This window comes from Rubrivirga halophila, from assembly GCF_046845755.1.
Lineage (GTDB): Bacteria > Bacteroidota > Rhodothermia > Rhodothermales > Rubricoccaceae > Rubrivirga.
The window spans coordinates 1,996,324-2,009,917 of sequence record NZ_CP177357.1 but is presented as its reverse complement, the minus strand read 5'-3'; the positions used below and the strand labels follow the sequence as shown (position 1 = coordinate 2,009,917).

At 74.6% G+C, this 13,594-nt stretch carries 9 protein-coding genes; 5 read left to right on the top strand and 4 right to left on the bottom strand.

Going from position 1 to position 13,594, the window contains the following annotated elements:
• Positions 1-41: 41 nt before the first annotated feature.
• Entirely contained in the window at positions 42-2,000 is a 1,959-nt protein-coding gene (locus ACLIRP_RS08890; RefSeq protein WP_412063610.1) for a TonB-dependent receptor plug domain-containing protein, read from the bottom strand.
• Positions 2,001-2,149: 149 nt separating this feature from the next.
• Between ACLIRP_RS08890 and serA the strand changes: the two genes are divergently transcribed.
• A complete protein-coding gene (gene serA, locus ACLIRP_RS08885; RefSeq protein ID WP_412063609.1) occupies positions 2,150-3,376 on the top strand; it encodes a phosphoglycerate dehydrogenase in 1,227 nt (408 codons plus the stop codon).
• A gap of 168 nt (positions 3,377-3,544) precedes the next feature.
• Here the strand turns inward: serA and ACLIRP_RS08880 are convergent, their stop codons facing one another.
• Complete coding sequence (locus tag ACLIRP_RS08880; RefSeq protein ID WP_412063608.1) at positions 3,545-4,405, bottom strand: DUF4349 domain-containing protein; 861 nt, start codon at positions 4,403-4,405, stop codon at positions 3,545-3,547.
• 140 nt (positions 4,406-4,545) lie between these two features.
• Between ACLIRP_RS08880 and ACLIRP_RS08875 the strand changes: the two genes are divergently transcribed.
• On the top strand, positions 4,546-6,795 hold the full coding sequence (locus ACLIRP_RS08875) for a S41 family peptidase (protein WP_412063607.1): 2,250 nt from the start codon (positions 4,546-4,548) through the stop codon (positions 6,793-6,795).
• Between the two features lie 24 nt (positions 6,796-6,819).
• Entirely contained in the window at positions 6,820-9,498 is a 2,679-nt protein-coding gene (locus ACLIRP_RS08870; RefSeq protein ID WP_412063606.1) for an alpha-amylase family glycosyl hydrolase, read from the top strand.
• Here the strand turns inward: ACLIRP_RS08870 and ACLIRP_RS08865 are convergent.
• Positions 9,495-10,028: a hypothetical protein gene (locus tag ACLIRP_RS08865; RefSeq protein WP_412063605.1), complete on the bottom strand. Its 534-nt coding sequence runs from the start codon at positions 10,026-10,028 to the stop codon at positions 9,495-9,497. The genes ACLIRP_RS08870 and ACLIRP_RS08865 overlap by 4 nt on opposite strands.
• A 129-nt stretch (positions 10,029-10,157) precedes the next feature.
• Between ACLIRP_RS08865 and ACLIRP_RS08860 the strand changes: the two genes are divergently transcribed.
• Positions 10,158-11,420 carry a Glu/Leu/Phe/Val family dehydrogenase gene (locus ACLIRP_RS08860; protein ID WP_412063604.1) on the top strand — a complete coding sequence of 421 codons (1,263 nt, stop codon included), beginning with the start codon at positions 10,158-10,160 and terminating at the stop codon, positions 11,418-11,420.
• Between the two features lie 84 nt (positions 11,421-11,504).
• Positions 11,505-12,167, top strand: coding sequence for a hypothetical protein (locus ACLIRP_RS08855; RefSeq protein ID WP_412063603.1), 663 nt, complete (start codon positions 11,505-11,507; stop codon positions 12,165-12,167).
• Between the two features lie 91 nt (positions 12,168-12,258).
• Here ACLIRP_RS08855 and ACLIRP_RS08850 read toward each other — a convergent pair whose 3' ends face one another.
• Entirely contained in the window at positions 12,259-13,485 is a 1,227-nt protein-coding gene (locus ACLIRP_RS08850; protein WP_412063602.1) for a TIGR03862 family flavoprotein, read from the bottom strand.
• Positions 13,486-13,594: the final 109 nt, after the last annotated feature.

Here is a 13,594-nt window from a genome sequence, read left to right as displayed (position 1 = left end):
AGCGACGCGCCAGAGGGACTGGGCGAGGAGTGGGCCGGGCCCTAGAGCCGGACATCCAGGCGGAGGTAGGCCGAGCGGGGGCGCTGCGGGATGGCGGCCTGGAGGTGCTCGAAGCCCCCGGGCAGCGCGTAGTCGGCGTCGAGGGCGTTGTAGACGCCCAGTGTCGCCCGAGCCGCCTCGCCGAACACGTCGGCCGAGAGGGCGGCGTCGACGACGGCGTACCCGGCCGTGGCCTCGCCGAAGACGGTCCGGCGGCCGCTCTCGGCCCGGCCCGACACCGACAGCGCGAGCCCGCCCGCGAGCGGCCCGAAGGCGGTCAGCTTGCCGACGTGCGTGGGCGCGTTCGAGAGCGGCTCGTCGCCGAGGTCGGGGTCGACGGTGCGCTGGAGCCCGTAGCTGGCGCGCGCGCGCCAGCGGCCGACGGCGCTCGCGACGCCGGCTTCGGCCCCGCGCGCCTCGGCGCGCCCGACGTTGACGAACTGGAGGGTGCCCGGGGCGCCCGCGACCTCCCGCGTGTCGATCAGGTCGGCGACGCGGGTCACGAAGAGCGCCCCGTCGAGGCGGACGCCCGGCACGACCTCGCGGGTGACGCTGGCCTCGGCCGTGGTCACGTACTCGGGGCGGAGGCCCGGCGCGGCGATCTGGTTGGTGTACGGGTCGATGTAGCCGAGCTCGTAGGTCGACGGCGCGCGGAAGGCGCTCCCGACGACGACCTTGAGGCTCGTCCGGTCGTCCGGGGTCACCACCACGGCCCCCCGGGGCGAGAGCGCCACGTCGCCGCGGACCACGTCGAGCCGGGCGCCGGCGGTGATCGCGAGCCCGTCGCGGAGCTGGCTCTCGACCTGGCCGTAGAGCGCGCCCGAGCGGTAGGGCTCGTCGACCACGACGTACGTCGCCTCGTCGTCGTAGCCGCGGTACCGGCTCTGGAGGTTCGCCGACGCCAGCGCCCCGAGCACGACGCGGTTCGAGGCGCTGGCGTCCCACCGGAGCCGGCTCTCGGCCTGGGCTACCGACGAGTGCGAGTCGTCGTAGGCGTCGTACGGGCCGTCGCCGTCGTCGTAGGGGTAGACGCCGTAGTAGTAGGCGTGGTGGACCGAGCCGACGGCGTACAGCGCGAGGCGGGGGGAGAGGTCGGTCTCGAACCGGAGCGAGGCGGCGGCCGTCCGGTCGCGCGTCCAGGCGTCGAGCCCGAACGCGGTCTCGAAGGCGCCCGTCGGGATGCCCTTGTCGCGCTCGCTGAGCCGGAGGTTGAGGCGGACGTCGCCGGCGCGGACGGAGGCGAGCGCCCCCACGGCGCGCTCCCAGTCCTGCCCGGCCGCGACGCCGCCGCCGGTCTCGGGCGCGTCGAACTCGGCGAAGTAGGGGTCGGGGCCCCGGTCCTCGAGCCCGTGGACGGCGACGGTGGCCTCGACGCCGCCGCCGAGCGCCGCCGAGGCCACGAGCTCGCCGCTCAGGCGCTCCGCCGAGCCCGCCGTGGCCACGCCGTGGACGCCCGTGAACGTCCGCGAGTCCTTGAGGATGACGTTGACGACGCCGAACATGGCGCCCGTCCCGTAGAGCGTCGAGCCGGGCCCGCGGATGACCTCGATGCGGTCGACGGCCGAGAGCGGGATCCCGAGCTCGGACCCGACCGCGCCCGACCCCGAACTGCCCTCTTGGGAGGCCACGCCGTCGACCAGGATCGCAATCCGGTTGTTGTAGTCGCTCGGCCGGCTCAGGCCGCGGACGCCCACATACGTGTAGTTGCGGTCGTCGGAGAGGTAGAACCCCCGGACGCTGTTGAGCGCCTCGGCCAGCGTCCGGTAGCCGGCGCGGTCGATCTCGTCCCGAGTCACGATGGTGACCGAGGCGGGCGCCTCGCTGGACCGCTGGGTGTACGTCGCCGCCGTCTGGACGGGCTCGTCGAGCAGCGACTCGAGGTCGCCCAGGTCGTCGCCGGGCTGGGCGGCGCCCGCGAGCGGGGCGAGGAGGACGGCGAGGAGGGAGAGTCGGCGCAGCACGGGCACAGTCGGGCGATTCCGTTTCCTATCGAGCCGGACGCCCGTCCTTCAAGGGGCGGGGCCATTCTCCTTCTCCCGGAGCCGCGGTCGCCGCGCGAACCGTTCCGCCCGCTCGCGGTCCCTAGCGGCTCCCGACCCGACCCCACCCGATGTCCGTCTCGCTCGACAAGTCCAAGATCAAGGTGCTCCTCCTCGAGGGCATCCACGAGAACGCCGAGGCCGTCTTCCGCGAGGCCGGCTACGAGACGGTGGACCGCCGGGCCGGCGCGCTCTCCGGCGACGCGCTCGCCGACGCCCTCCGCGACGTCCACTTTCTGGGCATCCGCTCGCGGACGCAGCTGACGGCCGAGGCGCTGGCGGCGGCCGAGAAGCTGGTGGCCGTCGGCGCGTTCTGCATCGGCACGAATCAGATCGACCTGGGCGCGGCGTCGGACAGGGGCGTGGCCGTCTTTAACGCGCCGTTCTCGAACACGCGGTCGGTCGCCGAGCTGGTGCTCGCGGAGGCCATCCTGCTCTTGCGCGGGGTGCCCGAGAAGAACGCCAAGGCGCACCGCGGCGTGTGGGCCAAGAGCGTCGGCACGAGCCGCGAGATCCGGGGCAAGACGTTGGGGATCGTCGGGTACGGCAACATCGGCAAGCAGCTATCGGTCCTGGCGGAGGGGCTCGGCATGCGCGTCGTGTTTACCGACACCGCCGACGTGCTCCCGCTCGGCAACGCCCAGCCCGTTCCCGACCTCGGCGACCTGGTGGCGCAAGCGGACGTCGTGACGCTCCATGTGCCGGAGTCGCCCGGGACGAAGGGGCTCATCGGGGCCCCAGAGATCGCGGCGATGAAGCCCGACGCCGTGCTCATCAACGCCTCGCGGGGGACCGTCGTCGACCTCGACGCGCTCGCGGACGCCTTGACAAACGACCGGCTCGCGGGCGCCGCCGTCGACGTGTACCCGACCGAGCCGCGCTCCAACGACGACCCGTTCACGAGCCCGCTGCAGGGCGTCGACTCCGCGCTGCTGACCCCGCACGTGGGCGGCTCGACGGTCGAGGCGCAGGAGAACATCGGCGCCGAGGTGGCCGGCAAGCTCGTCCGCTATTCCGACAACGGGAGCACGATGTCGTCGGTCAACGTGCCCGAGGTCGCGCTCCCCGCGCACGCCGAGTGCCACCGGATCCTGCACATGCACCGCAACGTGCCCGGCGTGATGGCGGCCATCAACGGCCTGCTCTCGGACCTGGGCGTCAACGTCGACGCGCAGTACCTCCAGACGCGCGGGGACCTCGGCTACGTGGTCACGGACGTGGGGCGGGAGGCGTCGGCGGAGGCGCTGGCGGCGCTCCGCGACATCGAGGCCACCATCCGCGCCCGCGTGCTGTACTAGGCCCTGTCTCACGATTCCTGACCGGCCCGCTTGCGGCCCTGCGGCCGCCCTGCGGCGTCGCGCTCCATCGCCGTAGCTCGCGCTACGCCTGCTTCGCGCTCCTTGCCGGACGGCCGCAGGCCTCGCAATCGGTCTCGTCTCGAATCACGAGACAGAGCCTGGGCCCCCTTAGTCGACCCAGGCGGCGGCCGGCAGCCGTCGCCGCCGCCGACGCACCACCAGCCACACCAGCGCGCCGACCCCGAGCACGAGCGGCCACACGGTGACGAGCGCCAGCAGCAGTTCGAGGAGCCCGTCCCATCCACTCGCGGCTGCGCGGCCAGCGCGCGAGGCGAAGCCGGGCCCGGCCGTGATGCCCGCCGCTGAGGCCTCGAAGAGCGTCACCGCGATCGTCGAGAGCGCCACCTGGTCCCGCATCGCGCGGAGCTGGGCCTCGGCCGACTCGATCTCCTCGCGGACCCGCTGGAGCTGGACCTGCACCGCCAGCACGTCCTCGATGGAGTCCGCCTCATCGAGGATCGCCAAGAACTGGGTCTCCGCGGCGCGCCGCGCCGCCAGCCGCGCCTCCACGTCGGCCACCTGCCGCGTCACGTCGTCGACGGAGACGGACCGGGACTCGACCTCGCCGTCGATGGCCGACAGCGCGCCCAAGAGCGTGTCGAACCGCGCCGACGGGACGCGGATCGACAACGTCGTCTCGACCCGGTCGGCGTAGCGTTGGCTCGACTCGTTGCCGACGAAGCCGCCCGTGACGGCGGCCATCGCTCGTGCGCGCCGGACCGCCTGGGCGTGGTCGTCGGCCCGGATGCGGAGCGCGGCGGTGCGGATGAGCTGGCGGTCGGCCGGGAGGGGCGCGTCGCGCTGGGACGCCGTGCGAATCACCCTGGCCGCGCTCGCGGTGGCGCTCTCGTCTAGCTCAAAGGCCTCCGTCGTCGAGTCCTGCACGTCCATCTCGGCGTAGCCCGAGTCGGACTGGCAGGCGGCGACGGCGAGCAGGGCGACGAGCGCGAACGCGTGGCGGAGGGGCATGGAGGACGCCGGTGGGTGAGGGCCTGGAACGTAGGCCAGGGCATCTTCGCGTGCCCTCGACGGCGGGGGCAGAGCGCGGTGCCCGGGCACGAGTCGGATCGTGTGCGCAGTTTGCCCGCACTCCGACCCCGCTCTTTCCCATGCGCATCGTCACCCTCGCCGCCTTCACCGTTGCCGTCCTCGCCTTCACGACGGAGGGCCCGTCAGCGGAGCGCCCGCGCCCGACGGCGCCCGCCGACAGCGTCGAGGTGGCCAACCTGCAGGCGTTCGCGGCGCTCTACGGGGCCGTCCGCTTTTTCCATCCCAGCGACCAGGCTGCCGAGACCGACTGGGACCGGTTCGCCGCCCTCGGCGCGAGCCGCGTGCTCGACGCCCGGACGCCCGACGACCTGCGGCGGGCGTTGGCGAGCGTGTTCGGCCCGGTCGCCCCGAGTATCGCCGTGTACCGGTCGGCGGACGGCCCGCCGGTGCTCGCGCAGTGGCTCGACGCCGCCGATGTGCTCGTGGCGTGGCAGCACCTCGGGGTGGGGCTGGGCAACCCGGGCCCGGTGTACCAGAGCGTCCGGCTCGGGCGGCGGCCGCCGGTCGAGAGCGCGCCGTTCGGCTTGTTCGTTCGGGGCCTCGACGCGAGCCCGCTGCAGGGGCGCCGGGTCCGGCTCTCGGCGACCGTCGCGGCCGAGCGCGGGCAGGCCCAGCTCTGGCTCCGCGTGGACCGCCCGGAGCCGAGCCGGGGCTTCTTCGACAACATGGACGACCGGCCGATCACGGACGCCGCCGCCGTCCGCTACACCGTCGAGGGGCCCGTCGCCGACGACGCCGTGGGCCTCGCGTTCGGCGGGTTCGTCTTGCAGGGCGGAGCCGCCCGGTTTTCGGACGTGACGTTGGAGGCGACGACGGCGGGCGGCGACTGGGAGCCGATCCCGCTGGCGGACGGGGCCTTCGACGCGCCCGACGCCGCCGACGGGTGGGCCCTCCCCTCCGCCGGCTACGTCTACGACCGCGTCGCCGAGGCCGACGGCACGCCCGCGCTCCGGCTGGCGACCTCGACCGCGACCGGCCCGGCGCGAGACCTGTTCGCCGAGCGCCCCGCCCCCGGCGAGACCGTGACGCTCGACCTCGGGCGGGGGCTCTCCGCGCGCGTCCCCGTGGCGGTCGCCAGCCGCGACGGCCAGACGGCCCCCGCGCCCGACCCCGACGCCCTGGCGGCCCTCCGCACCGCCCTCGCCGAGGTCGACCCGTCGGACGGTGGGCGCGCCACGCGGGCGGCGGACGTGATCGCGGCGGCGGCCGTGTTCGAGCACTTCTACCCGTACGCCGACCTCGTCGATCTCGACTGGCGTGCGGTCCGCGCCCAAGCGCTGGCGGCGGCACTCGCGGCCGAGACGCCGCGGGCGCACTGCCGCGCGCTCCGCGTGCTGGTGGCCCACCTGCGCGACGGCCACGGCAACGTCGGCTGCGCCGGCCTGCCGGCCCCCGCGCGGCTCCCGTTCCTCGTCGACCGCGTCGAAGGCCGGGTCGCTGTGGTGGCCGCCGACGACGCCTCTGAGGTCCACGTGGGCGACGTGGTCGTGTCGGTCGACGGCGCCGACGCGAGCGCCGAGCTCGACAGCCTATCCGCGCTGGTCTCCGGCTCGCCGCAGTGGCGCCTCTGGCGCGCCGCCCGCGAGTTCGGGGCCGGCGCCGAGGGATCGACGGCCCGTGTCGAGGTCGAGCGCGCGGGCCAGCGCATCGTGCGCTCGGTGCCGCGAGACGTGGGCCCCGCGCCCGCGGAGGCCCGGCCCGAGCCCATCGCCGAGCTCCGCCCCGGCGTGCTCTACGTCGACATCGAGCGCGTCTCGGACAGCCTGCTCACGACCCGGATGCCGGACGTGGTCGCCGCGGATGGCGTCGTGTTCGACTTCCGCGGGTACCCGCGCCAGCTCGGCCCGTGGTTCCTGGCCGTCTTCGCCGACCGCCCCATCGTGTCGGCGCTGTGGGAGGTCCCCAGGACGCTGCGTCCCGGCGCCCCCGGCGGGGCCGGGGCCGACACGTCGCGGTGGGCGCCCATGCCGCCCGCCGAGCCGCACGCGCGCGGCCGCGCGGTCTTCCTGACGGACGGCCGGGCGATCAGCTACGCCGAGTCGATCCTGGGCATCGTCGACCACTACGGTCTGGGGACGACGGTCGGCGGCCCGACGGCCGGGGCGAACGGCAACATCAACCCGTTCGTGCTGCCCGGCGGCCACCGCGTGACGTGGACCGGGATGCGGGTCCGCCGGCACGACGGGGCGACGCTGCACGGGGTCGGGATCGCGCCCGACGTGCCGGTGCGCCGCACGCTCGCGGGGCTCCGGGCCGGGCGCGACGAGGCGCTCGACCGCGCCGCCGAGATCGCGGCGGGGGCCGAGTAGCTTCCGGCCCCCCGACCGACGGCCATGCTCCGCCTCCTCGCGCTCGCCCTGCTCGCGGCCCCCGCCCTCGCCCAGACGGCCGACGCCGACCGCCGGCGCGGCTACACTCGCGACGGCGACCGCGTCGTGTTCGTGTTCGACTCGGCGCGCTACGGGGTGACCCCCGAGGCCGTGGCCGTGACGGGCCCGTTCCGCGGCTGGAGCACCGACGACGCCGACCCAGCCTGGGCGCTGGCGCCCGCCGGCGACGGCCTGTGGACGCTGGCCGTCGACCCCGGGGCGGCCGGGCTGGGGCCCGCGACGCCCTTCAAGTTCCGCGCCGATGGTCGCTGGCTCGACCCGCCCGCCGAGGCGCCGAACGTGGCCGGCGGCAACCTCGTGTACCGCTTCGGCGAGGTCCCGGCGCGGCTCGTCGCCGAGCTGAGAGGGGAGGGGGCCGTCTGGGTCGAGGTGACCGGCACGGACCGGCCGCTCATAGCGAGCGACTACCGCGTGGCCCGGTGGGACGGCGAGCCGATCGCGGTCGCCGGCCTGACGCCGCACGAGGCGCACTCCGCCCTGCTGGCGACGGGGCCGCTCGACCCGGCCCACGTTCACTGGGTCGAGGTCGACACCCCAGCGGGCACGTTGCGCGCTCGCGCGCGCTTCGACGGGCTGTGGCGCGACCTGACGAGCCCCAAGCCGATGGGCGTCCAGGCCCGGCTCCGCGAGACCACGTTCCGGCTGTTCGCCCCCCGTGCCGACTCGGTCCACCTCGCGCTCTACGCCGACCGGACCGGGCTGGCGTCGGGGCACCGGTCCCTCGTCCGCGACGCCGACGGCGTGTGGGAGCACGTCGAGCCGGACGGCCTCGAGGGCGTCTGGTACGACTTCGCTGTTTACGGCCCCGACGGGCCGGGCTCGGCGTTCACGAACCAGACCGGCGCGCGCGTCACCGACCCCTACGCGCTCGTCTCCGACGACTCGTGGGGCCGCGCGCGCGTCTGGCGCGACCGGATCGCCCGGACCGGCACGCGCGCCCGTCCGCGCCCGGCGCTAGAGGACGTGGTCGCTTATGAGGTCCACCTCCAGGACTTTACGGATGCCCTGCCCGTGCCCGACGGCGTCGGACCGCTGGAGGCGTTCGCGATGCCCGACTTGCGGAACGCCCGGGGCGAGCCCGTCGGCCTCGACCACATCGCGAACCTGGGGGTCAACACGGTCCACCTCATGCCGGTCCAGGAGTTTCTCCACTACCCCGACGCCGAGTGGCAGGCCGCCTTCGCCGACGACGCCTTCATGCGCGAGCAAGGCATCGGCAGGGAGAACTACCAGTGGGGCTACCGCACGACCCACGCCTTCGCCATCGAGTCCCGCTTCCGGTCGGCTGGCGACGAGCCCGGGCGCGAGCGCGAGCGGCTGGCGGCACTCGTCGACACGCTCCACGCGCGCGGGCTGGCGGTCGTGGTCGACGTCGTCTTCAACCACACCGGCGAGAACATGGAGGGCGACGAGCGCCTCTTCACCTTCAACGGCATCGACAAGTGGTACCACTACCGGCTCGACGACGAGGGCCGTCACATCGGGGCGTTCGGGAACGAGGTCAAAAGCGAGAACCGACCGTTCGTGCAGCGCTGGCTGCTTGACCAACTCCGCCAGCTGGTCGACGTCTTCGGCATCGACGGCTTCCGCATCGACCTCGCCGGCCAGACCGACGAGCAGACGTTGCGCTGGCTCCAGGCCGAGCTGGGCGACGACGTGCTGATCTACGGCGAGCCCTGGATCGCCAGCAACGACCCCGACTATGAGGCGAACCCCTCGTGGGATTGGTACAAGGCCGACAGCCCGATCACCTTTTTCCAGGACGACGCCCGCAACGCCTTCAAGGGCACGCCGCTCGACGACCCGACGCCCGCGCCCATCTCGCGCGGTTTTGCTGGCGGCGACCCCGGCGCTCGCGACGCCGCGCTCCGGGGCGTCGGCAACGACTACCCCGAGGAGGCCACGCCGACGGGCGGGATCAACTACCTCGACATCCACGACAACTGGGCGCTCGCGGACCGGTTTGCGAGCTGCCAGACCGGAGAGTGTCGGTGGGACGGGCGGCTCGGCGTGCGCGAGGCCGAGATGCGGATCGCGGCGACGCTGCTGCTGACCTCGCTCGGCCCGGTCGTGCTGCACGGCGGGACCGAGTTCGCGCGGTCGAAGGGGCTCGCGCCCCTCGCCGACGACTGGGGCGGCGAGCTTCGGCTCGACGCGATGACGCTGGCGCCGATCTACCTGAAGGGGAGGGGCGACACCTACAACCTTCGCGCGGCCAACACCTTTCGCTGGGACGAGGTCGGCGCGACCGCGCCCGTCGACCGCGCCGCGATGCTGGCCTGGTGGCGCGGCCTGCTGGCGCTCCGCGCGAGCGACGCCGGCGACGTGTTCCGGATCGGCGGGCCCGTGCCCCCGGGTTGGGTGCGGGAGGTGCCCGGCGGCGGGCCCCAGGCGCTCGGCTACCTCGTCGGCGACCGCGTGCTCGTGCTGATCAACGCGGGCGACGCGCCCGCGCAGTTTGCCCCCGACCTCCCCGGCGTGGACTGGCGCCTCGTCGCCGACGCCGACGCGGACGGCGGGGTCGTCGACGTGAGCCGGTTCGGACGCGGGGTGCTCGCGGCGCAAGCCGCGGCGGCGCCCGTGCCGGCGAAGGGCGTCCGGATCTGGGTCCGCGCCGACTAGCGGGCGCCCGGCGGCATCCCGATGGTGAACCCGAGCACGACCGGGTCGTCGGTGCGCGTCAGCGTGGCCTCGACGGTGCCGGCCGAGGGGACGCCGTCGGCGGGCTGGACGCGGTACTGGAGCGCCGCGACCCCCTCCTCCCAGCCGGCGGGCACCACGAGGCGGTAGCGGCCCGCGCCCCGTCCGGTGCCAGCAGAGACGACGACGGTCTCGATCCGCTCGGGCGCCGGCGCCCGGCCGGTCCCGACGAACGTGCCGTCGCCGGCGGGCGCGAGGTCGATCAGGGCGCGGCGAGCCGTCCGGGCGTCGGGGGCGAAGGCGATCTGGGTCGGGGCGGGCGCGCCGTCGGGCACGGCCACCACGACCCGCGCGGCGTTGGGGCCCTGGGCGTCCACGACGGTCTCGAACATGATGCGGGCGTCGATCTTGAGGTCGAAGCCGGCCGCGGGCTGGGCGGCGGCCGGCAGGGCGAGCAAGAGGGCGGCGAGGAGGGCGAGGCGCATGGTCGGGGAGAGGGTGGGGTCCTTCATGCGCCAGATCGCGAGGCGACGGATCACGCCCGCTTGCGACGCGCCCTAGGCCCTCCACAAAGAAAGACGGAAAGGGCTCGCCGATCCCGGAAGCCCTTCCGATCTTCCCGGCTCCTCCCTCCCGACCCCATGTCCCTCCGCCCCAAGGTCCCGGCCTACGAGATCGCCTCCCGCAATTTCGAGCGCGCCGCCGACCTCATCGACCTCAGCCCCAACTGGCGCATCCTGATCCGGACGCCGTTCCGCGAGATGAAGGTCGAGGTGCCGCTGTACCGCGAGGACGGGACGTTCGTGGTCTACGAGGGCTTCCGGATCCAGCACAACGGGGCGCGCGGGCCGTTCAAGGGCGGCATCCGGTTCTCGTCGCTCGTCGACGAGCAGGAGGTCAAGGCGCTCGCCGAGACGATGACCTACAAGACGGCCCTCGTCGACATCCCGTTCGGCGGCGGCAAGGGCGGCGTCAACGTGAACCCCCGGGACCTGACCGACCGCGAGCTCGAGCACGTCACCCGGCGCTACGTCAGCCGCATCCACCTCATCCTGGGCCCCAACCGCGACGTCCCGGCGCCGGACATGGGCACGAACGCCCAGACGATGGCCTGGATCGTGGACCAGTACGGCCGGCAGCACGGCTACAACCCGGCCGTCGTGACCGGCAAACCGCTCGAGCTCGGCGGCTCGCCCGGCCGCGCCCAGGCGACCGGCCGGGGCGTCATGCTGACCGCGCTCGAGGCCGCCAAGGACCACCTCGGGATGACGCCGGACCAGCTCCGCGTCGTCGTCCAGGGCTTCGGGAACGTGGGCATGAACGCCGCCCTGCTGCTGGCCGAGCGCGGCGCGACCATCGTCGGCATCAGCGACCACACGGGCGGGTACCACCGCGCCGAGGGGATCGACCTCGACGCCGCCGTGGCCCACGTCGGGCGCGAGGGCGGCGACCGCACGCTCCGCGGCTTCGCCGGCGGCGACGCCGTCGCCGCCGAGGACTTTATGGGGCTCGATTGCGACGTGCTCGTCCCGGCCGCCATCGAGGCCGCCATCCACTCCGACAACGTCGACTCGATCCAGGCCCGCCTGGTCGTCGAGGGCGCCAACCTGCCCGTCACGCCCATCGCCGACGAGAAGCTCGCCGAGCGCGGCGTGGTCGTCGTCCCGGACATCCTGGCCAACGCCGGCGGCGTCATCGTGAGCTACTTCGAGTGGAGCCAGAACTTCCAGCAGTACCGCTGGAGCGTCGAGGACGTGAACACGCGGCTGGAGCGGATCCTCCTCCAGGCCTACCGCGACACGGCCGACAAGCAGGCCGAGCTGGGCTCGACCATGCGCGAGGCGGCCTTCGCCCTCGCCATCGGCCGCGTCCAGACCGCCGAGAAGCTCCGCGGCGCGCTCTAGGCCCCGGCCCCACCGCTGGTCCGAACGGACCAGCGGTGCGGTCGGTTGGTGGAGTAGGCTGGTGGCCCACTGCCGCCTCCGCGCATGCGCCGACTCCTGGCTCTGGCTCTGGTCCTCACCGGCTGCGTCCCGCCGCTGCTGGGCGTCCGCGGCGACCTCCACCCGGCCGACGAGCCCTCCTCCAATGGGTCGGCGGCGCTCCCGCCCGGCCTCTACGTCGCGACCCGCGTCCAGCGCGGGAGCCGGCTCCCCGACGGCGTCCGCCCCTCGACGGCGGCCTACGTGGACGGGTACCGCATCCAGGCGCAGGGGGTCGTGCTCTGGCCCGACGGCCTTTTCGCCTCGACCCTCTCGTTCCCCTCGGACTCCTTCCACGTCGAGCGCCCCGTACCGGGCTCGCCCGTCTGGGACCGCGACGCCCTCGCCGCTGCCCAGGCCCTGGTCGCCTTTTACACGACGGGGCGCGGCCGGGCGCCTGGCACGCCGTCCGTCCGGTGGGGGACGTGGCAGATCCGTGCGGACACCCTCGAACTCCGCCAGCTCTCGCTGAGCGGGGAGGCGTGGCCCTACACCGGCGGCGTCTCGACCTCGCGGATCGCCGTCGCCGACTCGGGCTTTACCCGGTCGTGGATCGCGCCGGGATGGACGGGCGAACTGGAACCCGTCGAGGCGAGCTACCGCTGGTGGTCGCCGCCGCTCCCCATCGACCGCACCGGCAACCCCGCGGCCGCCTGGCGACCCCGATGAGCGTGGGACGCGGAACGCGGCCGTTGACGGGTCGCATCACGAGGCGTCTCGCGGGCCCGCCCTCGCCCAGGGGCAACGGCGCGTGTGGCGCTCACACTGCGACATCGCCGGGCCGGGGCGCCGCCGCGGCCTCAGCGAGCGCCTGCCGCGCCGCCGCACGACCGGTCGCGAGGCAGCCGGTGAGGAGCCAGCCGCCCGTCGGGGCCTCCCAGTCGAGCATCTCGCCGGCGGCGTAGACCCGGGCGTCGCCCGCCAGCCGGAACCCGTCGAGGGCGTCGAACCGGAGCCCGCCGGCCGTCGAGATCGCGTCGTCGAGCGGCATCACGCCGGCGTGGTGGACCGGGAGCGCTTTGAGGGTGCCGGCGAGGTCCGGGCCGAACGGGCGGCCGAACTCGTGGAGCAGGGCGGCGCGCGCGCCGCCCAGGCCCAGGGCCTTGCGGAGCCGGGTCGCGAGGCTCGCCTTCCGGCCCTGCCGCGCCAGCCGCTCGGCGACGACGGCGGGCAAGAGGTCGGGAAAGAGGTCGACGACGAGCGGCGCCCCGTCCCGGACGGCGCGGCTGACGCTGTAGATGCCGCCGCCCTCCAGCCCGTCCGCCGTGACCACCGCCTCGCCCCGGCTGGTCCGCGCCCCCGCCGACCACGCGACGCCCTTGAGCGGCTGGCCGTGCCAGCGCGCCATGTGCGCCGACCACTCCACGCGGAGCCCGACGTTGGCGGCCTGAAACGGGGCCACCGCCCCCGGCATCTGGGCCGCCCACGCGCCGTCGCTGCCCAGCCGGCGCCAACTGGCGCCGCCGAGCGCGAGGACGGTGACGTCGGCATCGATTGCGTGCGGTCCCTCAGCCGTGTCGAAACGGGCCTGCCCGTCGCGCCAGCCGGTCCACCGCCACCGCGTCCGCAGCTCCACGCCCAGGCCGTCCAGCCGCCGCAGCCAGGCGCGCAGCAGCGGCGACGCCTTCATGGCCACGGGGAAGACGCGGCCCGTGGACCCGACGAACACCTCCTGGCCCAGCCCCTCGGCCCACCGGATGACGGCGTCGGGCCCGAAGTCGGCCACGGCCTGCGCAAACGCCGGCGCCACCGGGCCGTACCCCGCGTCGAAGTGATCGTCGACCTTCGTGAGGTTCAGGCCGGACTTGCCCGCCATCAGGAATTTGCGCGCCGGCGTCGGCATCTGGTCCGCGACGACGACCGACATCCCCGCCTGCGCCAGCACTTCGGCGGCCATCAGGCCCGCTGGCCCTGCACCGACGACGAGCGCCCGGCAGCCCGTCGTGCCCAGTGCACCCGCGCGGGAGGGGCGGACGGCAGGGGACATCTCAGCGGGAGGCGCGACAGGGGAGGGGCCGCTCCGCTCTCCGACGCTGAGAGCTGGCAGGGTGGCAGGCGCCAGGATACGCCGGTGCTCGGACGACGAGCGCGCGCGG